The sequence below is a fragment of the Actinocatenispora comari genome (assembly GCF_017312725.1).
Lineage (GTDB): Bacteria > Actinomycetota > Actinomycetes > Mycobacteriales > Micromonosporaceae > Actinocatenispora > Actinocatenispora comari.
This window is the reverse complement of sequence record NZ_BOPO01000110.1, coordinates 48,213-70,240: the sequence shown is the minus strand read 5'-3', so window position 1 is coordinate 70,240 and position 22,028 is coordinate 48,213. Positions and strand designations below refer to the sequence as shown.

The following is a 22,028-nucleotide window of genomic DNA, read 5'->3' as shown; positions in this document are numbered from 1 at the left end:
TCACAGTCCGACCCGGCGCTCCGCGTTCACCCGACGGGTCTGGGACGGCAGCGTGAACAGGTCGATCAGCCAACCGATGCCCAGCACACCGCCGGTGAGCAGGTAAAGGATGCCGCGGCCGATCTTGCCGAGGTAGAACTGGTGGATCCCCAGCAGCCCGAAGAAGAACCACAACACGTACGCCAGTCCGAGCGACCTGTCCCGCATCGAAGCCTCCCCCACCCGGCCCACGCCACTGCCAGTGATCGTACGGCACGGCACAGACCGGACATGCGGACGACCCCGGGCCACCCACCTCCCGGGTGACTCCGCGGCGGCTCAGGACAGTACGGCGTCAAGGGTGCGCTCGCCGATGCCGGCCATCGTCGGGTTGTCCGCGGAGAAGGTCACGAACACCAGCGCCAGCACCAGCGCCCAGCCGCGGGCCCGCTGCCAGGTGTGGTCGTCGGCGGCCCCGTACGCGATCCGGAACCTCGCCCGCCGTTCCGCGTCGAACAGCATCCACGCCACCGACAGGTCGCCCGCCGGGTCGCCCGCGGTCAGGTCACCGAAGTCGACCACCGCACTGAGCTCGCCGTGGTGCACCAGGATGTTCGCCGGATGCAGGTCGCCGTGCAGCCAGTGCGGCGGGCCCGGCCAGCCCGGCACGTCGAGTACCGCCTGCCACAGCCCCGCCGCCGCCACCCGCCGGGCCCGGTCGTCGAGCCGCGCCAGCTGGTCGGCGACGCCCTCGGCCCGCCGGGCCAGCGGGATGCCGCGCGAGGCGTGCGGCGGCGCGTCCGGCGGTGCCGGCGTGTGCAGCGCGGCGAGGAACCCGCCCAGGGCCACCGCCGCCGCGGCCGGGCTCGTCGGCGGCGTCTCCGCGGCGACGTGGCCCGGCAGGTACGGCACGATGCTCCAGGACCAGGGGTACCCGTGTCCCGGCCGGCCGACGAACACCGGCGCCGGGACCGGCAACGGCAGTCGCGGCGCCAGTTCCGGCAGCCAGCGCTGCTCGTGCGCGACCAGCTCGGCCGCCATCGCCCGGCGCGGCAACCGCACCAGCAACCGGTCGCCCAACCGGCAGACCAGGTTGTCCCACCCGTTCGCCAGCTCCGACACGGCCAGGCCGACCAGGTCCGGCCGCTGCTCGACCACCAACCGCCGCACCAACTCGACCGAGACCGGCACCTCCGCGGCCGGCATGCGCTGCGCACTCACCGCCGCACCGTACGCCAACGGGCGCCCCCGCCCCAACCGACCGCGCACGACGAAGGCTGTCCAGCGTGGTTCCGGACCCACACCGTCCGGCGGCGCATCACCAGGCCGGCCGCGGATCGCGATCGTGCGGCGGGGTCTGCGCCGGCACCGGCTCGCCCTGATCGGTGCGCACCAGGTAGCCGGGCGACGGTGGGTACTCCGAGCTCGACGGCGCCGGTGCGTGCCACCGCCGGGTCCACGGCAACTCGACCTCCACCAGCCGCCCGTCGTGCAGCATCCACAGGCCGAAGCAGTGGTCCTCCTCGTCGTGGATCAGCACCTGCACGCTCCCGGCCGGGGCCACGGCAGCGACTCCAGGTGCGACAGCAGCCCGGCACGGGTCCGCATCCGCTCGAACTCCGCCGACCAGGCCAGCCCGGACAGGCCACCACGCTCGATCGGTTCGAACCGTCCTCGCCAGCTGCGCGCCGGGTCGTCCCGGGTGAGCGGCGCCATCACCGCCTCCGCTCCCTGCGCGAACACCACGACCTCGGCAACCCTGCTCATGCCCACGTGGTACGCCGCACCGGCCGGTCGGGCAACCCCGATTCGTCCGCGGCCGAGTCGAAGGTCACGGCCGCCGCCTCCGACGGACGACGCGCGACCGCCGCCGACGGTGGGAGGATCTCCCGATGACCGATGCCGCCTGGCTGCCGGAGCCGTTGACCACCGACCGGCTCGTGCTGCGCGCCTTCACCGCCGCCGACGAGGAGTTCCTGGTCGAGCTGGGCGGTGACCCGGAGACCTGGCGGTACCTCGGCGGGGTCCGGCCGATCGAGGACCGACGCCGGTCGATCGCCAAGGCGTTCGCCACACCCAACGTGTTCATCGCCTGCACCGACACCGAGCAGGTCGGGTTCGTCAGCCTCCGGCCGTGCGACCGGGAGAGCGCCGGCGGCGTACCCGAGGTCGGGTACGTGTTCGCGCGGGCGCACTGGGGCCACGGCTACGCCCGCGAGGCCGTCGCCGCGATCCTGCGCTGGGGCTTCGAGCAGTACCCGGCCACCGAGGCGCCGCGGATCGTCGCCCTCACCCAGGAGGCCAACGACCGGTCCCGCCGCCTGCTGGAGTCGCTCGGCATGTACCTCGTCGAACGGTACTTCGCCTGGGACGCCCAGCAGACCATGTACGCGATCGACCGCCCCTGACGGTGGGCCTCCTCCACGACTACTTCACGGCCGGCTCGGACGAGCAGGCCGCCGCAGCGATCGATCTCGCCGGCGGCCCCGGCGGTGCGCTGCCACCCTCGCCCGAGCTCCAGGCGGCCTTCCGGGCCGGTGACCGGGCGGCGGTGCGGCGCCTCACCCAGCCGCGGGTACGCGTGTCCGAACACGGCCTGACCGTGCTGTCCGTCAAGGGCATCGACCCGGTCGAGCACCTGGCGGCGCTGGAGCAGATCCTCACCGGCGACGGCCCCGAGGTCGTCTCCGCACGCCCGCGCCACGGCCGGGCGGTCGCCGTCCGGGACGGCGGCGAGCGGCTGATCCTGACGCTCACCGACGAGTTGCACCAGGCGTTGACGCGGCGCGCACCGCAGCGGGTGGCCGCGGCCGCCGCCGAGTGGGCCGGTACCGACGCGTTCGCCGGCCACGGTGACACCGAGGCGCTCACCCACGTCCTGCACGAGCTGTCCCGGCTCGCCCACCACGCCAGCGACCGCAACCACCGCCTGTACTGCTGGCTCTGCCTCTGACCGCAGCACCCGGTACCGCCGGGGCCGGTCTGGTTCAGGGCAGCAGCCAGCGCAGCAGCTGTTCGGTGGTGTCGGGTCCCGGGTCGTGACCGCCGGCGTAGCGGTACCCCTCGGCGTGGCCGACGTTGGCCAGCAGCCACTCGCCGTGGCCTGGCGGACTGTTGCGATCGTCCGGGCAGTACCAGACACCGACCGGTACGGCGAGGTCGGAGACCTCGAAACCCCACGGGCGCACCAGCGACACCATGTCGTCGGTCCAGCCGTCCCGCCCGTCCAGCAGCATCGCCCGCATCCGGGCGAGCCGGCCGGCGTCCGGCGCGGCGGCGGCCAGCTCCGCGAGCACCTGATCCGCCACCCGGTCGGTACGCACCCGGAAGTCGGCGGCGCCCCGGGTGGCCAGCCGGAAGCCGTCGGCGTTGTCCGGTGACATGCCGGCGAAGAAGTCCAGCCCCGACGCGTCGTAGGGTGCCGTCCCCGCCACCACCGCGCACCGGGTCACCCGGTCCGGCAGCAGCGCCGCGCAAGCCAGCGCGGGCGCCCCGCCGCCGGAGAAGCCGGTGACCGCGAACCGCCCCCAGCCCTGCGCGTCGGCCAGCGCCGCGACGTCCGACGCGGCATCGGCGACGGTACGGCCGGGCTGCCGGGACGATCCGCCGTAGCCGGGGCGGTCGTAGGACAGCACCCGGACCCCGAGCCGCTCGTACGCCTCGACGACGTCGGGACGCTCCCACCGGGTGTGCGGCGTCGGATTGGACGACACGACGGGTACCCCGCCGTCGGGCCCGTAGAGGCAGTACGTCAGCCGCCGGCCGTCGGTCAGCTCCACCGCGCCGGTCGCCGGCGGTACCCACTCATCCAGCGTCGTCATACCGCCATTCAACCGCCCACCGTCGCCACCCGACCGCCCGGCCCGCCCACCACCGGAAGACCTGGCGTCGACGCCGGCCGGCACCGCGCCCGAGGACGCGCCGGGAGCTGGGGTGGGGTGGACGAGTCGGCCGGTACGCCGGATTCCCTCACCACATGTGCCTCTACCTGCGAAAACGCCTCTACGCCGCTGGCGCGGCGCAGGCGCCGGGCACGGTCCGGGAAGGGCCGCCCGCCTGCGGTCTCCGGCCTCGGCGGGCGGAAGGCCGGCCCGCGCCCGGCGCCGCCGTCGACAAGCACCGCCAGGACCAGGACGAGCTGTCGGGCACGGTCTTACGCTCGCCTCTGCGTGGCCACCGTTTGTAGTGGTTCCGGGCGAGCGCTGCCGCGATGGCCCAAACCTGGGGCCATCTTGCCCCCGAGGGTTCGCCGGTCACGATCCGCCGGACGCGACGAGCTGCAGCGCAGCGTTGCGGCCGCCTTCACCGCCTGACAGTGCCCGAGCGCCGCCCACGCCGCGCGTAGCCCACAACATGCCTCCGGCGAGCCACACCGTCGGACGAGCGCAGGTCGCGCGACAGCGGCGTGGAGCGCCGCATCAGACTGTCCGTTCGGTGCTTTCGCTGACGCCCGCAGTCGTGCAATCTGTGCCTCGTGTCAGGCTGGCGACGGGTCACCCGACCCACATGGGGCGAGAAGCTGTTCGCGGCGATGTGCGCGTGCGGTGTGTTGTTCGCCGTGCTCGTATCTGCCGCCCTGATCATTCTCTGGCCACCGGAGACCTGGGGTGACGCGCCGAAGTACCTAGGGCCGTGTGCGTTCTTCGGGCTGTGGTTCACCTTCACTTGGCGCAGAGCACGCACCGGCCTGTACGCCAACCGCAGCGCGCTGCGTATCCGCGGGATCATCAGGACCCGCACCGTTGCCTGGACAGACATCGCCGCCATCGACACCGACCCGGCCCGATGGCTGGGCATGGACATGGACCGCAAAGCCGTCTGGATCACTCTGACCAACAACACCACCATCGAGACCCCGGTCCAGCGATCGAACGGCATGCCGCCCGGGGGAATCAACAAGGACATCGGACCGGTGCTTCGCCCTGACGCCTTCGACGAACTGCTGGCAGAACTGCTGCTCTACCTCGATTCCCCCAATGCGCGCCCGACGCCATGACCGAGCGCGACGCAGCAGCGTCGGCTGTCTGCCTGTAGCCAAGGGTGTAGCCAAGACAGCGGACATGGCCGGACGTCGGCCGACAACGGGCGGTAACCGCATGCGGTAGGCCGACGTCGGCAGACGCCCAGCCATGATCAGCGTGGACTTTGCAAGGCGGGGGCGGACCGCCGAGACCTCTGCTCAGGGTGAATCCGGACGCCGCTCGACGGAGATGTCGTGCAGACGACCTGCCGCGATTGGCCGGCCGTTTCTGGGCCGTCGCTGGGCCGTCTGGGGGCCGTCTGGGCCCTGGCTGGGCCCTGGCTGGGCCCTCAAACGAGGACCGATACCGACCGACGATGACCAACGACGCCCGATGTTCGTGCAGGTCAGAGACCCAGCACGGCGCCGGGAACTGGGGTGCGGTGGACGAGTCGGCCGGTACGCCGGGTACTGCTCCCGCGTGATCCCCGGTCGCTGGTCAGGACGTCGAAACACCGTCTGACCTCGGAAAACACCCGTCAAGGGTTGTCATCGTTTGGCGCGGTTCGGCAGCGTCGGACGGAACAGGGACGGAACAGGCCGTCCACTGTGGACACTCGCGGACCCCCGTACGACCGGATCAACTCAGCCGCTCACAAGGCGGCCCCGGGCGCGGCGATCGAAGCGCCGGCCGGGGCCTTGATCCGGAAACAGAGGTTCCGAACCCATGAACGATCGTACGAACAGCCATCCGACCGCCCCCGAGCAGCCCACCGACGAGGTGCGCCGGCTCGCCGACGAGATCCACAGCAACGCCAACCCGGCCGGCTACAGGTACGCCATCCTGCGGGTCGCTGCCGACCAGGCGGTAGAGGTCCCGGCGCCGCACCGGCTGCAGCACCTCGCCGACGTCCTGGCCGCCCTTGACCTGGAGTCGGCCGAGACGCGCGCCGAGCTGGCCGCCACCGTCGCCGCCATCCGCGCCGAGCGGGGTGGTGCACGGTGACCGCCCCCGCGCACTGCCCGGCCTGGTGCCGCCGTGAGCACGACACCGCCGACGACTACGCGCACGTCGGCTTCACCGTCCACATGTCCGAGTCGGCGACGGTGCCGCTGCGGTCCGACGAGGCGCAGCACGAGGCGCGCGTGACCACCGAGCAGGTGGAGTTCCCCTCGGGGGTCCGGCTGCCGGCGAACGTGTACGTCAGCGCGGACATGGGCGACGCGTTCGACGCGGCCTCGTGCCGGAACCTCGCCGCCGCGCTGCTGTACGCGGCCGAGGCGGCCGACCGCACGCCGTGCACCCCGACCGAGCAGTGCACGGCATGCGCTGGCGAGGGGCAGTGCCAGACCTGCGGTGACGCCGGCGTGGTGCTGGCCGTGGCGGTGGTCGCATGATCCGCCTGCCGTTCGTGCTGGTGCGTCGCACCGATATCGATCAGCTGTACGACGCGGGTCGGTCGTCGGGTCTGCTGTACGCCGAGACGTTGGTCGAGTCGGTGCTCGGCGACCCGGCGCGCCGCGATGACCCGCATGCCCTGGCTGTGCTGTTGCCGGAGCTGCTGGCCGCCCTCGCCGACGAGCGGGCCGCCGCCGAGCGCGCAGCTGGGCTGTGGTCGGGGGTGTCACGATGACTGCGCCCACGTTGATCGTGCTGCCCGGCGGCGGCGGGCGCCCGACCTACCGCGCTCGGCTCGCCGACGCGCGGCGCGCTGCCGGCCCTGCCTCGGCGCTGGCGCTGTCGGTGGCGCACGACCAGGTGCCGGACCTGGAGCTGCTCGGCGGCGCGCTGTTGGCGCTGCGCCTCACGTCGGGGGTGACGCGATGAGCGCCCCGTCGGCGTACCCGCGACCGCTCGCCGAGGTGGTCGCGGCCGGTCGCGCCCTGGTCGCCGAGCTGGGTCGCACCCCGTCGCAGCGGGAGGTTCGCAAGCACCTGCGTGTTGGTGCGCCGCGTGCCCGGGAGGTGCTGGCGCAGCTCGACGAGACCGCGGCGGCCGACCTGGTCGCGACCGTCCCGCCGGACGGACCCGAGCCGGCAACGATGGGGCAGACGACCACGGTTGGCCCGACCTGCGTGGGCCAGACGACCACGCAGGTCACGCCGGCCGTAGAACCGGCTGAGAACGTCGCTCGCCGGGTGGCGTCGTGGCCGCTGGTGCTGCTGGCCCTGCCGGCGTTCGTGGCGATCTGGAGCGGCTGGACCGGGCTGGGTGGCATGACCGGGTTCGGCCCGGTGCACCCGCTGCCCGGGATCGCCGACGGGTTCACGATCAACAGCGCGATCACCCTGCCGATCGGGGTCGAGTCGTACGCCGCGTACGCGCTGCGGGTGTGGCTCGGCGCCGGTACCGGTGATCGCGCCCGCAGGTTCGCCCGGGTGTCGGCGATCGCGTCGCTGATCACCGGCGCGCTCGGCCAGGTCGGCTATCACCTGCTGACCGCTGCGGGTGCGACCCGGGCACCGTGGCCGATCACGGCGCTGGTCGCGTGCCTGCCGATCGCCACCCTGGGGATGGGCGCGGCGCTGGCCCACCTGGTGCGGGCAGGTGAGTCGCGATGACGCACGAGGTGATCCGGGTCGACGGTGACGCCGAGGCGGTCGAGTACCGCCCCGGGCAGCCGGGCGCGCCCGTGGACGGGCCGGACGAGCGGCGGCCGTTGCACGCCACGATCCGGGCCCGGGAAGCGGAGCCGCGCCGGCCGCTGGTGCCGGGGTGGACGCGCAACGCCGATCAGCGGCGTGAGGTGGCCCGGTGGGCGGTCGGCTACGCCGGCTACACCGTGGCGTTCCACACCCTGCGGGCACCGAAGTACGCGGCGAAGACGGCGGCGTGGTCGGTGGTGGGTGCCGGGCGCCTGGTCGCCCGGCAGCTCCGCTGGTGGTTCGTCGCGGATTCTGTTGTGCTGCAACAGGAAGCGGCCACCGCGAACGATCCCGAGACGTGGATGCGGTTGCACGACAAGGCGCGTCAGGCTCGCCTGTTCCGCGGCCTGGTGTTGCTCGCCGAGCTGCTCGGCCTGGTCGCCGGTGGCCTGCTGGCCCGGTTCCTGGCCCCGTGGTGGGTGCCCGCGCTGGTCGGGCTGGTCGCGGTGCCGGCGCTGGCCCTGGCCGGCCGACCCGCGCACCGCCCGATCCTCGACCGGGTGAGCGTCGGGCCGCGGTTCATCAAGCTCACGGCCGATCAGGTGCGCCGTGCCCTGGTCGCCACCGGGAAGGTGCGTGACGAGGCGGCGCCGTCGTTCCCGCGTGACATCGGCCGTGACGGGCCGGGCTGGCTGGCGTCGGTCGAGCTGCCGTCCGGGGTGATCGCCACCGACATCATCGACAAGCGCGAGCAGCTCGCCGGCGGTCTGCGGCTTCCGTTCGACCAGGTGTGGCCCGAGGCGGTCAAGGGTGAGCACCCCGGCCGGCTGGACGTCTGGGTGGCCGACCGGCCGGTGTCGGCGATGCGGCAGCCCGCGTCGCCGCTGCTCGACGAGGCGCTGCAGCTGGACTACTTCCAGCCGATGCCGTACGGGTTCGACGTGCGGATGCGGGAGGTGACGTGGTCGCTGGAGCAGCGCAACAGCGTGTTCGGTGGCCAGCCCGGCAGCGGTAAGACGCTCGCCGCGCGGAATGTGGCGTTGGGTGCGGTGCTCGACCCGCTGGTGATCCCGCTGGTGTCGGAGTTGAAGGGCTCGGGTGACTGGGACTGTTTCGAGCCGCTGTGCCCGCCCGGCGGGTACGTGTGCGGGGCGACCACCGCGGCGACCAGGGCGACCGTGGCTATGCTCGAGTACCTGCTCACCGAATGCGAGATACGGCCCGACCTGATCGCCCGCTACGCCCGGCAGGGCCTCAACAGCGTGAAGGCGCTGAACCGGCGCATGGCCGAGCGCGACGAGCGGCTGCGGCCCATCGTGGCGGTGTTCGACGAGGTGCAGGAAGCGATCACCGACCCTGAGCACGGCAAGCAGGTCGCGGCCATGCTCACCAGCCTCGTCAAGCGGGGCCGGGCGCTCGGGGTGCACCTGGTGCTCGCCACGCAGCGGCTCGACAAGGACAGCCTGCCCAAGGGCATCACGTCCAACGTCAGCAACCGGGCTTGCCTGTCGGTGCCCGGACAGGTCGAGTGCGACATGGTGCTCGGTACCGGCGCCTACAAGCAGGGAGCACGGCCCAACGCGTTCCAGCCGATCGAGGATGCCGGGTGGATGGTGGTTGCCGGCCTCGGTACCGGGTTCGGCACCCGCCGGGCCGCCTACCTTGACGACCGGGCCGCGGCGGCGATCTGCGCCCGGGCCGAACAGCTGCGCCACGGCGTCGACCGGCCCGACCCGATCCGCGCCGAGGCGCGCAACCTGCTCGCCGACGTCCGAGAGGTCTGGCCCGGCGGCGACGCGGTGTGGTCGGAAGTCGTCGTGCCGCTGCTCGCCGAGCGCTGGCCCGACGCCTACGCCGATCTGACCGTCGAGCAGTTCGGCAGCCTCATGGCCTCAGCCGGGGTCCGCACCGTCGACATCGGACGGCGCATCGACGGCCGGCAGACCACCCGCAAGGGCGTGCGGCTCGACGCGCTCGACGCCGGGATCACTGCCCGGCAACTGAAGTCCTGATCGCGCGCCAGGGGTACGCAGATCGTGCGTACCCCTGGCGGCCCGATCGCGGCGGCGCCGCAACCGGTTGCGGCGGCGCTAGCGCCTGATCCCGGCCGTGGCCTGCGCGATCGCTGATTGCGCCGGCGCCGCCGGACCACCCTCCACCCGTCAGGGAGACACATCATGAGACTGATCGCCGCCGCTATCGCCGCCGGCCTGCTGTGGGCCACCGCCTACGCCGTCGCCTGCTGGGTCTGGCCGTTCGTGGCCTGCCCGCGCTGCACGGGATCCGGCACCCACCGGTCGCCGTCCGGGCGCGCATGGCGCGACTGCCGCCGCTGCTCCGGAACCGGCCGCCGGCTCCGACTCGGCCGACGCGCGGCCAACTGGGCCGCCCGACGGCGCGCGTAGCACACCAGAGACGCCACGGACCCTTACCCGACTATGGGTGAGGGTCCGTTTGGCGCTCTACGGCGATCTCAGCGGGTTTCCGCAGGTATTCGGGCCGATCCGGCGATGTCACGTGACTCAGAACCGCTCGGAGAGATTTCTCGGGAGGGTAGATAGGGTCCCGGACGGCCGGCCTTCAAAAAACGGCCGGCTCACCATGCCCGCGAGTGCGACGTGCTGCAGTACGCCTCGTGTGCCTCGCACCATCGCAGGGTCTTCGGTGTGTCGGGCCGCATGCCTACCCCTGCGCGACGTCGCTGTACCCCGAGCGCCTGCCCGCGTCGGGCATTACAACCTCGATGCACAAGGCGCACAGGTCCGTGCGCACCGCCCTCAGCACGCGGGATGACGTGGTCGACGTCGAGCGGCCGCTCGGGGTACATCGGCCGCTGACACAGCTCGCAGGGTGTGCCGGGCACGAGAGCGGCGAGCATGGCACGCCGTCGCGCCTGGTGGTGGTGTCCAAGGCCGGACGCGTTGCTGGGCATGCTCACCTCCGAATGGTGTCGGCCCGCCCGGTGCGGAAGTCAACGGGCGGGCCAGCAAGGGGCGCGGGCAGCGCTGTCAGCCGCGTTCGCGAGCAGCGATGGCAGCCTGCTGGGCGATGTTCAGGTACCTGATGCTCGCCTGATCCAGCTGCCGCTGGTAGCGCAGCGGGCCGTCGCTTTCCGACCAGCGGCGCTCGGCTGCGGCGAGCTGCTGTCGCGGGCTCGGGCGGTGCTCGGGCTTGATGTGTCGGAGGATCCAGGCGCGCCGAGCCTCCAGGTTGCGTGGTGGCCGCCCCCACTCGGCGCGGTACGGGCCGTTGTACTGCTGTTCGCTGCGAGCCTCGATGCTCATCCCGGTTCTCCTATCTCCTGCTGGCGTGCCGGCCTGCTCACCGGCGTACTCCCGCTCCGATGTGGCGGTTGGTCTGGCGGTTCTGCTCAGTGATCCGGACGTCGACCACGTCGGTGATGTCCTTGGTGCCCATCAGCACCTGCACGTTGATGTTCGGCGCGACGGTGACGGCCGGCGTTGCGGCAGCGATCACGTTAGGGCTCACACCGAGTCGTTCGCCGGCCTGCCGCCACACGTCGATCGAGTGGGGCCGCTTGGACTGTGCCAGCGGGATGTACGCCTCCCCGCCGGTTTCCGGTTCCGCCCACAGCCGGTATGCGCCGGCCGGGGCGATCTGCGCGACGTGCTGCTCGCGGATCCCGCCGTTGGCGTAGTAGTCCAGGATCCCGCCGTTGGCGCGGTCGACGAGTGCACGACCGCCCTTGTCGGTGCGGTACTCGATGTGCCGGGTGGTGATCGTGACGATCTTGTTGTGGATCTTGTCGAGGGCCAGACGCACCGCGTCGGCCTCCTCCTTGGCGTTCTTCGCACCGGTGAGTCCCACCTGCGCGGCGACCTTCGGCGGGATCCCCAGCAGGGACGCGACCATCCGGTTGATCTGCTGTCGGTTGTAGCCGGCGGCCGCGGCCTGCTTGTAGATCTGCCCAATCTGCTGGTCGAACTTCTCGTTCGCCGCGTCGATGCTCATGCCGTTGCGGATGTTCGCCTGCCGGTCCGCCTCGGCCGAGCTGATCAGGTCGTTGAACATCTTGACGTTCGCGCGGCCCTTGGCGGTGTTCACGTCAAGGCTGGTGCCGTTCTCCTGCGCCGCCTTCGTGACGTTCGCCAGCGCGTCGCGGAACGCCAGGTCAGCGTTCGACGCGGCGATCGCGGCGGTCACCAGCGAATCGAACTGGTCGGACAGCGCGCTGAGCTGATCGTTAAGCGCCTGCGCGTTCGTGCCCGCGGCATCCGCCGACTTGCCGAACCCGTCGAGCCCGTTCGCCGCCTTGTGCGACGCGTCGAGGTTGTCCTCCATCGTCCGCTTCAGCGACTTGAAAGTCTCCTGGAACGGGCCCGGGATCTTCGCAGCCAGCGCGATCATCTGGTAGATCGACTGGAAGAAGTTGTCGACCGCGAACTCGGCGCCGGCGATGGTGTGCCCGACCAGCTGCAGCCCGGCGTAGAACAGCTGGAACAGCACCGCGAGCCCCTCGCTGGCGCCACGGGTGTCGGCGGTGATGTCCTGCAGGAACTGCCCGATGTACTCGCCGGCCTTCGGCAGTTCGTTCGCCAGCAGATCCAGGATCGGCTTCGCCGCCTCCCCGACCTGCGGCAGGTAGGTGCCGATGTTGCCGAACATCGACGCGAGACCCTGCGCCAGCGAGTCGATCTCGGGCGCCACCTCGTTGACGAACTTCTGGAAATCGCCCGTCGACAGGTCGAGCTGGTGGCCGAAGATGTTCGCCGCGTGGATCAGCGGCTGCTCCACGCCCAGCGTCGCCAGCGACAGCCGCTGCTTGGCGAAGTTGCCCAGGTTGACCCAGGCGGACTTCACGGCCGGACTCTGCACCTGGCCCGCGATGCCCAGCCCGATGCCGGCCGCACCGACCCCGGCGAGCACTGCGCCGCCGACCGCGGCCAGCACGAACGGCGCGGCACCGATGGCCGCACCGACCAGCGCCGGCATCAGCACCTCACCGGCGGAGCCGACGCCGGCCGCAAGGTCCTTCAGCACGTTCTTCGAGCCGGCCTGCGCCGTCGCCTGGAAGCCCTCGATGAACGCCTTCGCCGCGTCCTCGCCGACGATCGTCCCGTCGCCGACGAGCGAGTCGAGCAGGTTGCCGCCCTGCTTGCGGGTCAGGCCACGCGACCCGGCGGACTCGCCCGCAGCGCGGGCAGCCTTCGCCATCGCCAACTGCGCTGCCGCCGCCTTGATCGAGGCGCGCTCCAGCCGCTCAGCCTCGACCGCCGCGGCCTTCTCTGCCGCTGCGTTCGCGAACTGCGCGTCGCGGTCCTTCCGGGCCGCGGTCGCGGCGAGCTTCTGCGCCTCCGCTGCGGAGATCTTGCCTCGCTCCAGCTTCTGCGCAGCCTCGGCCGCGTTCTCGGCTGCCGCGCCGGCCTCGATCTGCGCCTTCGCGGCCTTCTTCGCTGCCGCCGCAGACCGGTCCGTGGCGGATGCTGCAGCGCGCTCAGCTGCGGCTTGCTCCAGCGCCGCCGTCCGGGCGCTGTTCGTCGCCTGCGTCAGGTTCCGCGACTGCTTCGCGGCCTTGTCCATCGTCTTGGCCAGGGCCTCGGTCGACGCCCCCGACTCCAGCATGGCCCGCTCGTACTGTGCGGAGTCCGCCAGCACCTTGATCCCCACGGTGCGCATCAGCGCTCACCCTCCAGAGAGCCGATGACAGCCTGCAGGCGGGCCAGCATGGCGGCGAGCCGCTCGTCGGTCGGCTCGTCGACCTGGCCTCGCGCAGGGCCCTGCTGTGCGGCCTCGACTGCCGCGACGGCCGATCGGGCGGCGGCAAGGATGTTGTCGCGCACCATGGCGGGATCCGCGCCGAGCCAGCCGCGCTCGGCCACGGCGCGCTCGTAGGCGAGCGCGGCGGGGACCCGCGGCGTGGCCGGCACGGTGATCACCGGGTCTCCCGACCCGCTCGGGTACTGCGCTCGGCGTTGCGTGCCAGGACGTTCTCGGCCGCCACCTGCGTCCCGCTGCAGTGGAAGCCGTCGGCGTACGTGATGTGGCCGTCCGAGTACGGGATGGCCACGCCGGGGTGGCGACGGGCCTCCTCTCGCGCCCGCTCGATGCTGTCCACCGGGCGCCGCGAGACGCTGCGGGCCGTCGTGCGGGTGGCAACGGGGAGCACAGCCGTCCGCGTCGGCATCCCCGCGAGGCGGCGAAGGCGGGCAGCGTGGCGCGCGGCAGATTCCGCCTCCAGCTCCGCGACCTTGGCCTCCAGCCGGTTCTCGCGGGCAACACGCTGGGCACGGGCAACGGACCGGTCGTACCGGTACTGAGCGGCCTCCCGGTCCTCTTCGCCCATGAACATCAGGCCACGCGCGGCGGCGATGGTGAGAGCACCGTCGCGGTGCCCCATGGTCCAGCTCATCGGTTCTCCTGTCCGGCCGCGCCTGGCGCGGCCTGGCGGTCCGCGCCGGCACCGAACAGGCGTTGAGTGGTCCTCAGCTCGTCCTCGGCGGCGCGGATGGTTGCGCGGTCGCCGGCCTTGCGGGCGTCGAGATAACGCTGCTCGGCGGCGATCACGTCGGTCAGCAGGGTGACCATGAAGGGCCTCCACTACGTCGGTTCGGAATCACACCTCGCCGAGTGCCACGGCTCGGGGCGGTACCGGTGGCCGCTCCGTGGGCGGTGCTGACCGCAGGCCGGCCAGTGCCAGGCCAACCTGCGGCTACACCGAGCCTGCGACCGGCACCGAGTTTGGCGGGAGTTTGGCCCGGGATGGCCTGCAGCGCAGGCAATACCGGCGCGGCCGTCCGTGACACTTCCCTGCGGCCGGGGCGGGCAACTCCTCGCCGCACCGGGCGCACAGGCCGGGCGTGGCCGTACGGGTCGCGAGCGCCGCCAGGATGCCCGGGATACGGGGGTCGCGGCTGTTCTCCGCGCACCACCGCAGGATGAGCCGCTCACGGGTGTCCAGCGCCAAGGTGCCCTACCCCTCTGCTCGGGCCGACTGCTCGCGCTCGGCGAGCAGGATCAGCAGCACCTCGATCAGCGTTTCGGCGCCGTACTGCTCGCTTACGCGCGCGATCGTCGCCTTGCCTTGCGCCATCCAGCCGGGCGGGAAGCGAACGTCCTCGACCAGGCAGGTGTCCTCGACGTGCGCCTCGTGCACCCGGGCCATCTCGTCGGGATCCACGCCCATCAGCAGCGCCGCCGACGCCACCGTCAGAATCAGCGCACCGTCCGTCCCGAGCTGCAGGTACGGACCGCCAGCTCGCCCGCCCAGCTCCGGCGGCCACAGCAGCGCCTCAACCGCCTCGTCGCTCACGGCGCCTCCTCGGTCATGCCGGTCAGGTCCCGGATCGCTGCGCCCAGATGGTCGACGGCCGCGGACAGCGCGGCCACGGCGGCAGCGACTTCGCCGATGTCCGACTCGGCGCTGGCGGACGCTGTCACCGGTCGTCTCCCTCGCCAAGGATCAGCCGCAGCTCCCGGTCAAGGCCTGCCCGTAGTTCGGCGCCGCCGCGCGCCAGCGCATCGAGACCTTCCACGTACCGGACGTACGCGACCGGGCCTTTCTGGGCGAGGTAGGCGACCTCCTGGAAGATCACGTCGGGCAGGTCGTCGACGTCGTCGCCGGCACCGAGCGCGATCCGCTCGGTGAAGTAGCCGAGCCGCTCGCGGAACCGGCGCAGCGCCTCGGTGGTGGTCTCGTCGTTCACGTCGTCTTCTCCTTCGTGGTGTCGGTCAGTTCGCGGATCGCCGCGGCGAGCTGGTCGGCGGCGGCGGACAGTCCGGCGAGCGCGGCGGCGAGCTGCTCGTCGACGAGGTCGGGGTCGGTAACGGTCACGACGCCTCCCGGTGGTCGGGCCCCCCGGTTGCCTGCCGGCAGCCGGGGCAGTCGGTGCCGTGCTCGCCGCGGCTGGCGACGAGCCACCAGCCGCAGTCGGGGCCGTCGACGGGTTCGGCGATGGTCACGTCTGGTCGGGGACACGTGGGGACAATGTCCCCGCGTTCTGCGGGAATCTGTCCCCGGCTAGAAGTGTTTTCGCTGGTCACCCGGGGTGCGGGTAGTCGGTGATCGGCCGTTGTGCTTGAGGTACCGGGGACAATGTCCCCACGTGTCCCCGGATTCAGGCGCGTCCACCCCATCAGGAACCCGCCTTGAGTCGGACCGCTTGACCCTTGTCGGCGTCGTAGATCTCGACCTCGCCGGCGGCGACGAGCCGGTCCAGACCGCTCTCGAAGTCCGGCCGGTCCCGGGAGGCCAGTGCATGACGGACGTCGCGCAGCGACACACCCTGCGCGGTGATCTTGCGCCGCAGGAACCGGGCGATGCGCTGCCCGGTCGCCTCGGCGACCCGGTCGGCCTTGACGATCTCGCGGTCGGCGTCGGCCAGGGCGCGGCCGTGGTTGGTCCGGCGGGCGGCATCCGACAGTGCGTCACGGATCCGCTGCTGCGTCTCGTCGGACACCGCCTTGACGACCCCGGCCAGCTCCCAGTCCTCGGCGTTGATGTCGCCCCGGTCGTCCATCAGGGCCAGTAGCGCGGCGACCTTGAGCCGGAGCATCATGTCGTGGTTGCTGGTCTCGGTGCGCAGTTGGTGACGCCGGTTGGCCTTGATCTCGGCGCCGATCGCCGCGGGCACGGTCATGGCGCCCACCTTCGGGAGAGTCAGCTCGGCCGTACCGGGGTCGTCGACGTCGCACTCGGGCACATCCGGGTCCCCGACCGGCAGCCACAGGAACCGCTGTGGCGTGCCGCCGGCGGCGTCGTCGAGCAGCGCCCCGGCCCGTTCGGGCTGTACGCCGACGGTCAGGCCGAGCCGGTAGGAGTGTGCCGGCAGGATGACGGCCTTCTCCCGGTCGCCGTAAGCGAATCCGAGCCGTTCACCCGACCACGCCTTACGCAGTTCCGGCAGCAGCGTCGCGCCTTTGCGTCCACCCAGCGCGGCCAAGGAGTCGACCTCGTCGGCCACCAGCAGCAGCCGGGTGCGGTCCTTCGTCAGCGTCCAGGTGGCGTCGGCGCCGGCGCCTTCCTTGTACCGGTGGGCGAACATCCGGGCGATGCCCTCGCCGGACCCGGGCGGCATCTCGTCGATCTCGTCGGACAGTTGGAGCAGATCGTCGGCGGCGGCGGCCGCAGTGCCCTTACCGAGTCCGGACGGCCCCACGAACGCGATGAACGTGTTCAGGCTGCCGTAGTGGCCGATCAGTTTGGGCAGCATCGTGGTCGGCTCGGTCGCGCACGCCACCCGCACCAGCACGTTGCCCAACACTGCCCACGGCCCGACCATCCGGGCCTGCGCGTACTGGCGAATGTGGGCCAAGTACGGGCGCGCCCGCCAGAAGTCCACCCGCCGGCTCGGCGGCAGCTCGGAGTGTTGATCTCCAGGGGTACCGGCGCTCGGCTCGTCGACCGGCACGAAGTCGGCCAGGCCATGCCCAGACACGACATGATCGGCCGCGTCCTTCCCCTCGGCTGCCTCGACCACGGCGAGGCTGCCGGCGTACCCGACGAGCCGGGACCGCACCACCTCGGCCCACCGGACCCCGGTGGCGTCCCGGTCGGCGACCGCGACCACCTCGGCACCCTTGAGCGGCGAGACGTCGACCTTGTCGAAGTTGCCGCCGCCCATCGGCGCCGTGGTCGCCACCGCGCCCAGCGACTCCAGGGCGTGCACGTCCTTCTCACCCTCGACGAGGTACACCCGGCGTCCGTCCGCGACCGCATCGGCGACCCGGGCGAGCCGGTACAGGGTCGGCGGCCGGTCGGTCCCCGACTGCTTGAAGATCCGCCTCCCCTGCTCGTACCGACGCCGCACGACCCGGCCGTCGTCGTACCGGTAGTCCGCACGCCGCTCGTCGTACAGATCGGCGAGGGTCAACCCGACCGCGGCGAGCACATCCTCGACCGCACACCCGGCGTGGCAGTACACCAACGCCTGCCCCTCAATACCCCGCACCGACAGGCTCGGCGAGTGATCCTCATGGGCCGGGCAGCGCAGCACGTACTGCCCGGCCGACTGCCTCGGCGCGGTGCCGGTGGCCGCAGACAGCTTGCCCAACACGATGTCCAGCGCGCTCATGCCGCATCCCCCGATCCGTCACCGAACGACTCTCCTGTTACGGATCGCAGGAACGCCCGTTCGGTCCGCGGCAGTACCCGCCCGATGAGGACCTGCTGCCGGGTCTTCTTGTCGATCTGGTCGACGTGCGCGTGGTAGGTGGTCATCGCCAGGTCAGCATCGGCGATCAGCCGGCCGCCGATCCTGAACAGCTCGTCGACGTCGCCGGCGAACCGGTCGTCTTCGGTGAGCCGGGCGAGGCGCTCGGCGGCCCGCAGGTACTCCCACGCCGCATCCCGCCATGCGTCCCGGATCGGCCGACGACGTACCCGTTTCGTCTCCACCGGGGTGTGACGGTTGCGATAGGCCGCAGTGCGGCACCGACCCGAGCAGTACCGGGCATCCGACCGGCGCGGTGCGAACGGCTCCCCGCACCCGTCACAGGAACGTTGCGGTGTAACGGATCCGTTCATCACTCCGCCACCTCTCCCGTGTAGGTGCGGGCCACCGCCACCCAGTACCGGGCACCAGGTCGGCAGCCGGGTCGGCGCAGACCGCCCGCCCGCTCGATCTCGTGGGCGTAGCTGACGTGTCCGGCGCCGCAGAACGGGCAGCGGGTCACGACCACCCAGCGGGTGCGGCGAGCCGACGGCGCCCACGCCGAGGCGTACGCCACGGGGAAGCGCGGTACGCTGACAGCGGTCTCGCCGACCATGTTGTTGACCGCCGTACCGGAGTCGTCGCCGGTGCGGCGGTTTCGTGTCTGCGGCATGTCAGGCCGCCGCCCCGGGGCCGCCGCCCGCCGCCTGCTGGTCGAGCCACTTCTCGACATCCGTCCGCCGGAATCGCACGTAGCGGCCAACGCGGCATCCGCGCGGGCCCTCCGACCGCTTCCGCCATGCGTAGATCGTCTGCACCGGCACGGCGAGGTACTCGGCGACCTCGCCCACCGTCATAAGCCGTTCGGCCATGGTTGTGCTCCCCTCGCACAGTCCTGCGCTTTGGACTGTCGTTGGTGAGCATCTTCCGGCCCGGGGCTAGCTTTGTCAATGTGGACTCGCTAGAGTGCGCTTCTATGACACAGACACCGCGCAGCGGGCGCCGCACACGCGCCGAGCTCGTGCCGACCGACGCCGGGCTGGCCGAGATCGTCGCCGAGCGGATCAAGACGTACCGCGGCACGATGAGCGCTCAACGGCTCGCCGAGCGATGCCAGGAGATCGGCCTGCAGTGGGATCGCCAGACCATCGCCAACCTGGAGAGCGGCCGGCGCAACATCGTGACCGTCGGCGAGTGGCTGGCGCTGTCGTACGCACTGTCGGTGCCGCCGCTGGCGCTGCTGCTGCCGCTCGGCGAGAGCGACAGCATGGAAGCGGTCCCCGACGTGGCGCTGCATCCGGACCTGGTGCGTCGCTGGATCGAGGGTGAGACTCCGCAGACGACATCGGACCGCCACGTCACCGGGGATGTGCCCTTCTATCAGCGCGCCGCGCTGCCCCTCGTGCTGTACCGCGAGCACTACGCGGCCCAACAGCGTGTCGAGCAGGCCAACGGTCGAGTGCAGACGAAGGAGTACACCGACGGCGCCGACTCACCCGCTGCCGTTGAGGCACGCCGCCAGTACAGCGACGCGCTCGCCGCACTGGCCACCGTGCACAAGGAGATGCGCGACCGGGACGTGCTCCCGCCGCGGCTGCATCGTGGGGTCGTCGACGACATGGCACGGGTCGGCATCGACACCGGGCAGATCCGGGTCGGCGACCAGGGCGGCGACGATGGCGCGCGTTAGGGACCTCTGGGAGGACCCGGCTCGGCGCGAGCGTGCCAAGGCGAACCCGGGGCGGGCGAAGCGGTGGCTTGCTGTATGGATCGGGCCGGACGGCCGCGAGCACACGAAGGCGTTCGCTCGGCGGACCGACGCCGACCGGCACTCGGTCGCGATGGAAGCGGACCGGCACCGCGGCGTGTACGTCGACCAGCGCGCCGGCCGGATCCGGCTCACGGACTACGCCACGACCAGGTGGTTGCCGGCGCAGGTTCACCTGCGCAGCAACTCGACCGAGACGTACGACCGGCACCTGCGGAACCACATCCTGCCGGCGCTGGGTGAGCGCCCGATCGGCAGCCTCGGCAGGTCCGACATGAAGGCGTTCGTGACGGCGATCAGCGGCAAGCTCAGCGCGTCGACCGTGCACACCGTGTTCGCGGTGCTGCGCAGCCTGATGCAGTCCGCCGTCGACGACCAGGTGATCGGCGTCAACCCGTGCTCGCGGGTGCCGCTCCCCCGCGTGACCGCGCACGCCGTCGAGCCGCTGCCGGCCGAGGCACTGCTCGCGCTGTGCGAGGCGATCACCGAGCGGTACCGGCTCGCCGTGGTGCTCGGGTTCGGCCTCGGCCTGCGCGAGGGTGAGGCGCTCGGCCTCACCGTCCCGCAGGTCGACTTCCTGCGCCGCCGCGTCCTGGTGCGCGAGCAGGCGCAGAACGGCGAGCTGGTCGAGCTGAAGACTGCCGCGTCACGCCGCACCGTCCCGGCCGACGACTGGGTGTTGGCCGAGATCACCAAGCACATGCAGCGGGACGGGTACCGCGAGGGTCCGGGCGGTGTGCTGGTCACCAACCGGTCGTGGAAGATCGCGCAGCGGTCGAGCTTCGGCCACTGCTGGCGTGAGGCGGTCGACCGCGCTGGTCTGCCGGCCGGTACCCGGTTCCACGATCTGCGGCACACGTACGCCTCGGCGCTGATCCGGGCGAACGTCAACCCGAAGGCGGTACAGACCCGACTCGGGCACGCCACGATCACCGAGACCATGGACACCTACGGGCATCTGTTCCCGGATGACGCCGACCTCGGCCGCGGTGCCGTCGAGGCGCTGCTCGCGATCCGGCCGGCGGAACAGCGGCGGAACAGCGGGGGTGCCTGATGATATCGCCGCAGGTCACAGCGTTGGGGTGGACGAGTCGGCCGGTACGCCGGGGACTGTCACGACGTAGCCTCTGACCTGGCAAAACACCCGGGCCGCACCTCTCCGGGGGTCGCGTGGGGGCTACTCGTCCCCACCGAACACGCTGTCGATCGCGCGACGCGCCCTGTCCTCACTCGACGGCATCAGGTGCGTGTACACCCGCAGCGTGAAGCCGGGGTCGTGGTGCCCGAGGTAGCTCGACAGGCTCTTGATGTTCTCCCCCGCGTCCAGCAGCGCCGAGGCGTAGAAGTGCCGCAGCGCGTGGACGCCGGTCGCGCGCGACCGTTCGATGCCCGCCAGGGCCAAGGCCGGATGCCACATCTTGCTGTCGAACGTCGACCGGTTGAGCGCACCGTTCCGGGTCGTGGTCAACAGCAGGTCGACCGTGGTCGGCTTCCCGGTCAGCGGGTTCTCCCACGGCAGCGTGATCGAGGTCGGGCCGAACCGACCACCGTCGATGTGGTCCTCGATTCGGCGCGCGATCATGCTCGGAAGCGGCACATGCCGGTCGCGATCGTTCTTGGGCAGGCCGAAGACCAACCGCGAGCGGACCCGCTTGACCTGCCGCCGCACATGGATCACCCCGGCATCCAGGTCCACGTCATCCGGAGACAAACCGAAAATCTCACCCTGCCGAAGGCCACAACCGGCGCCGAGGTCCACCACCAGCCGATACCGCTCCGGCATCGCACGGCGGATCCCAGCCACCTGCTCGCGAGTCCACGGCACGACGCGGCGTTCAGTGGGCCGCGGTTGTCGTACCGAGCGCGCGGTACACGGGTTCTTGACGATCTTCTCGTCATCGACGGCCGCGCCGAGGATGGCCCGTAGGTGAGCGAAGACGACCGAGCGCGTTGACGCCGACAGCACGTCGTACAGCGAACGGTCCCACTCCCGGATCAGCCCGGGGTTGATCTTGCCCAGCGGACGGCCGCCGAGCATCGGATAGAGGTGCTTGCGAACGCGGTACTCGACCGATTCGCGGGTCGACTCATCGAACGTCTGTCCGCGCATCCACTGCTCCGCGTAGTCGCGGAACAAGACCTTGCCGGCGGTGGGATCGACGTACGTCCCTCGCCGCTTCTCGGACTCAACGGTGATGAGGAACGCCTCAGCATCGCCCTTCTGCTTGTCCGCGAAGGACTTGCTCCGCCGCTCCCCCGCTGGGGTCAGGTAGCGAACGCGGTACCGATCCCCCTTGCCGTACCTCTCCGTCCGCTCCATCACCGGCTTGCCGCGGCCGTTGACGACCACCTTGCCGAACTCGTCTTGCGTCGGTCGGTACCAACGATCCTCGATGTGCGCCACGTCCCGCCGCCCTACGCCACGTCGCTCGAACTGAGCCACGCCCGGACGGCCTCCGGGTCGTACCGGAGGTGCTTGCCGCAGCGACGAGCCGGCGGGCCGGTGCGCTTCTTTCGCCAAGTCCGTAGCGTCTCGACCGGCACCCGCAGGTACGCCGCCACGTCGTCAATCGTCCAAGCAGGTTCGAGCCGAACCGCGTCCTTCGTGGACACAGTGATCCTCCCC

At 71.6% G+C, this 22,028-nt stretch carries 32 protein-coding genes; 11 read left to right on the top strand and 21 right to left on the bottom strand.

Annotated features, from left to right (window positions below):
• The 4 genes from NUM_RS26280 to NUM_RS26265 all read right to left on the bottom strand — a co-directional run bounded on the left by NUM_RS26280 (position 1) and on the right by NUM_RS26265 (position 1,746).
• Entirely contained in the window at positions 1–207 is a 207-nt protein-coding gene (locus NUM_RS26280; protein ID WP_207127607.1) for a TM2 domain-containing protein, read from the bottom strand.
• A gap of 111 nt (positions 208–318) precedes the next feature.
• Complete coding sequence (locus NUM_RS26275; protein WP_207127606.1) at positions 319–1,200, bottom strand: aminoglycoside phosphotransferase family protein; 882 nt, start codon at positions 1,198–1,200, stop codon at positions 319–321.
• 97 nt (positions 1,201–1,297) lie between these two features.
• Positions 1,298–1,519 carry a hypothetical protein gene (locus NUM_RS26270; protein ID WP_207127605.1) on the bottom strand — a complete coding sequence of 74 codons (222 nt, stop codon included), beginning with the start codon at positions 1,517–1,519 and terminating at the stop codon, positions 1,298–1,300.
• Positions 1,513–1,746, bottom strand: coding sequence for a hypothetical protein (locus tag NUM_RS26265; protein WP_207127604.1), 234 nt, complete (start codon positions 1,744–1,746; stop codon positions 1,513–1,515). Before NUM_RS26265 ends, NUM_RS26270 begins: the two co-directional genes overlap by 7 nt.
• Positions 1,747–1,871: 125 nt before the next feature.
• Between NUM_RS26265 and NUM_RS26260 the strand changes: the two genes are divergently transcribed.
• Positions 1,872–2,387: a GNAT family N-acetyltransferase gene (locus tag NUM_RS26260; RefSeq protein ID WP_207127603.1), complete on the top strand. Its 516-nt coding sequence runs from the start codon at positions 1,872–1,874 to the stop codon at positions 2,385–2,387.
• Positions 2,388–2,389: 2 nt separating this feature from the next.
• Complete coding sequence (locus NUM_RS26255) at positions 2,390–2,932, top strand: hypothetical protein (RefSeq protein ID WP_207127602.1); 543 nt, start codon at positions 2,390–2,392, stop codon at positions 2,930–2,932.
• Between the two features lie 34 nt (positions 2,933–2,966).
• On the opposite strand, the gene NUM_RS26250 is transcribed toward NUM_RS26255, so the two are convergent.
• Positions 2,967–3,800 (bottom strand): alpha/beta fold hydrolase, encoded by an 834-nt coding sequence (locus tag NUM_RS26250; protein WP_207127601.1) that lies wholly within the window; start codon positions 3,798–3,800, stop codon positions 2,967–2,969.
• 653 nt (positions 3,801–4,453) lie between these two features.
• Between NUM_RS26250 and NUM_RS26245 the strand changes: the two genes are divergently transcribed.
• From NUM_RS26245 to NUM_RS26215, 7 genes are all read left to right on the top strand, one after another.
• Positions 4,454–4,975: a PH domain-containing protein gene (locus tag NUM_RS26245; protein ID WP_207127600.1), complete on the top strand. Its 522-nt coding sequence runs from the start codon at positions 4,454–4,456 to the stop codon at positions 4,973–4,975.
• A 691-nt stretch (positions 4,976–5,666) separates the two neighbouring features.
• A complete protein-coding gene (locus NUM_RS26240) occupies positions 5,667–5,945 on the top strand; it encodes a hypothetical protein (protein WP_207127599.1) in 279 nt (92 codons plus the stop codon).
• Entirely contained in the window at positions 5,942–6,337 is a 396-nt protein-coding gene (locus NUM_RS26235) for a DUF6907 domain-containing protein (protein WP_207127598.1), read from the top strand. Before NUM_RS26240 ends, NUM_RS26235 begins: the two co-directional genes overlap by 4 nt.
• Positions 6,334–6,573 carry a hypothetical protein gene (locus NUM_RS26230; protein ID WP_207127597.1) on the top strand — a complete coding sequence of 80 codons (240 nt, stop codon included), beginning with the start codon at positions 6,334–6,336 and terminating at the stop codon, positions 6,571–6,573. Before NUM_RS26235 ends, NUM_RS26230 begins: the two co-directional genes overlap by 4 nt.
• Positions 6,570–6,767, top strand: a complete 198-nt coding sequence (locus NUM_RS26225) for a hypothetical protein (RefSeq protein ID WP_207127596.1) — start codon at positions 6,570–6,572, stop codon at positions 6,765–6,767. The genes NUM_RS26230 and NUM_RS26225 overlap by 4 nt, the downstream gene beginning before the upstream one ends.
• Positions 6,764–7,501, top strand: coding sequence for an ABC transporter permease (locus NUM_RS26220; protein ID WP_207127595.1), 738 nt, complete (start codon positions 6,764–6,766; stop codon positions 7,499–7,501). The genes NUM_RS26225 and NUM_RS26220 overlap by 4 nt, the downstream gene beginning before the upstream one ends.
• Entirely contained in the window at positions 7,498–9,537 is a 2,040-nt protein-coding gene (locus NUM_RS26215; protein ID WP_207127594.1) for an ATP-binding protein, read from the top strand. The genes NUM_RS26220 and NUM_RS26215 overlap by 4 nt, the downstream gene beginning before the upstream one ends.
• Before the next feature lie 584 nt (positions 9,538–10,121).
• Here the strand turns inward: NUM_RS26215 and NUM_RS37995 are convergent.
• The 14 genes from NUM_RS37995 to NUM_RS26155 form a co-directional block, all read right to left on the bottom strand.
• Positions 10,122–10,403: an HNH endonuclease gene (locus tag NUM_RS37995; RefSeq protein WP_370467065.1), complete on the bottom strand. Its 282-nt coding sequence runs from the start codon at positions 10,401–10,403 to the stop codon at positions 10,122–10,124.
• Between the two features lie 130 nt (positions 10,404–10,533).
• Entirely contained in the window at positions 10,534–10,809 is a 276-nt protein-coding gene (locus NUM_RS26205; protein WP_207127592.1) for a hypothetical protein, read from the bottom strand.
• A 37-nt stretch (positions 10,810–10,846) separates the two neighbouring features.
• Positions 10,847–13,162: a hypothetical protein gene (locus NUM_RS26200; RefSeq protein WP_207127591.1), complete on the bottom strand. Its 2,316-nt coding sequence runs from the start codon at positions 13,160–13,162 to the stop codon at positions 10,847–10,849.
• Positions 13,162–13,422, bottom strand: a complete 261-nt coding sequence (locus NUM_RS26195) for a hypothetical protein (RefSeq protein ID WP_207127590.1) — start codon at positions 13,420–13,422, stop codon at positions 13,162–13,164. Before NUM_RS26195 ends, NUM_RS26200 begins: the two co-directional genes overlap by 1 nt.
• On the bottom strand, positions 13,419–13,895 hold the full coding sequence (locus NUM_RS26190) for a hypothetical protein (protein ID WP_207127589.1): 477 nt from the start codon (positions 13,893–13,895) through the stop codon (positions 13,419–13,421). Before NUM_RS26190 ends, NUM_RS26195 begins: the two co-directional genes overlap by 4 nt.
• Positions 13,892–14,071: a hypothetical protein gene (locus NUM_RS26185; protein WP_207127588.1), complete on the bottom strand. Its 180-nt coding sequence runs from the start codon at positions 14,069–14,071 to the stop codon at positions 13,892–13,894. The genes NUM_RS26190 and NUM_RS26185 overlap by 4 nt, the downstream gene beginning before the upstream one ends.
• 385 nt (positions 14,072–14,456) lie before the next feature.
• Positions 14,457–14,795: a hypothetical protein gene (locus tag NUM_RS26180; RefSeq protein ID WP_207127587.1), complete on the bottom strand. Its 339-nt coding sequence runs from the start codon at positions 14,793–14,795 to the stop codon at positions 14,457–14,459.
• Complete coding sequence (locus NUM_RS37750; RefSeq protein WP_263975147.1) at positions 14,792–14,923, bottom strand: hypothetical protein; 132 nt, start codon at positions 14,921–14,923, stop codon at positions 14,792–14,794. Before NUM_RS37750 ends, NUM_RS26180 begins: the two co-directional genes overlap by 4 nt.
• Positions 14,920–15,189: a hypothetical protein gene (locus NUM_RS26175; protein WP_207127586.1), complete on the bottom strand. Its 270-nt coding sequence runs from the start codon at positions 15,187–15,189 to the stop codon at positions 14,920–14,922. The genes NUM_RS37750 and NUM_RS26175 overlap by 4 nt, the downstream gene beginning before the upstream one ends.
• On the bottom strand, positions 15,186–15,317 hold the full coding sequence (locus tag NUM_RS37745; protein WP_263975146.1) for a hypothetical protein: 132 nt from the start codon (positions 15,315–15,317) through the stop codon (positions 15,186–15,188). The genes NUM_RS26175 and NUM_RS37745 overlap by 4 nt, the downstream gene beginning before the upstream one ends.
• A gap of 301 nt (positions 15,318–15,618) precedes the next feature.
• A complete protein-coding gene (locus NUM_RS26170) occupies positions 15,619–17,556 on the bottom strand; it encodes a toprim domain-containing protein (RefSeq protein WP_207127585.1) in 1,938 nt (645 codons plus the stop codon).
• Positions 17,553–17,879, bottom strand: a complete 327-nt coding sequence (locus tag NUM_RS26165) for a hypothetical protein (RefSeq protein WP_207127584.1) — start codon at positions 17,877–17,879, stop codon at positions 17,553–17,555. Before NUM_RS26165 ends, NUM_RS26170 begins: the two co-directional genes overlap by 4 nt.
• Positions 17,880–18,007: 128 nt before the next feature.
• Positions 18,008–18,307, bottom strand: coding sequence for a hypothetical protein (locus NUM_RS26160; RefSeq protein ID WP_207127583.1), 300 nt, complete (start codon positions 18,305–18,307; stop codon positions 18,008–18,010).
• 1 nt (position 18,308) lies between these two features.
• The gene (locus NUM_RS26155; RefSeq protein WP_207127582.1) at positions 18,309–18,506 is read right to left on the bottom strand and encodes a helix-turn-helix transcriptional regulator; all 198 of its coding nucleotides are present in this window, start codon (positions 18,504–18,506) and stop codon (positions 18,309–18,311) included.
• Positions 18,507–18,655: 149 nt separating this feature from the next.
• Between NUM_RS26155 and NUM_RS26150 the strand changes: the two genes are divergently transcribed.
• Together NUM_RS26150 and NUM_RS26145 are read left to right on the top strand one after the other, a co-directional pair.
• Entirely contained in the window at positions 18,656–19,324 is a 669-nt protein-coding gene (locus tag NUM_RS26150) for a hypothetical protein (protein ID WP_207127581.1), read from the top strand.
• A complete protein-coding gene (locus NUM_RS26145; protein WP_207127580.1) occupies positions 19,311–20,456 on the top strand; it encodes a tyrosine-type recombinase/integrase in 1,146 nt (381 codons plus the stop codon). Before NUM_RS26150 ends, NUM_RS26145 begins: the two co-directional genes overlap by 14 nt.
• Positions 20,457–20,579: 123 nt before the next feature.
• Here the strand turns inward: NUM_RS26145 and NUM_RS26140 are convergent, their stop codons facing one another.
• Positions 20,580–21,806 (bottom strand): tyrosine-type recombinase/integrase, encoded by a 1,227-nt coding sequence (locus NUM_RS26140; protein ID WP_225918867.1) that lies wholly within the window; start codon positions 21,804–21,806, stop codon positions 20,580–20,582.
• Between the two features lie 11 nt (positions 21,807–21,817).
• A complete protein-coding gene (locus tag NUM_RS26135) occupies positions 21,818–21,964 on the bottom strand; it encodes a helix-turn-helix domain-containing protein (RefSeq protein WP_370467064.1) in 147 nt (48 codons plus the stop codon).
• Positions 21,965–22,028: the final 64 nt, after the last annotated feature.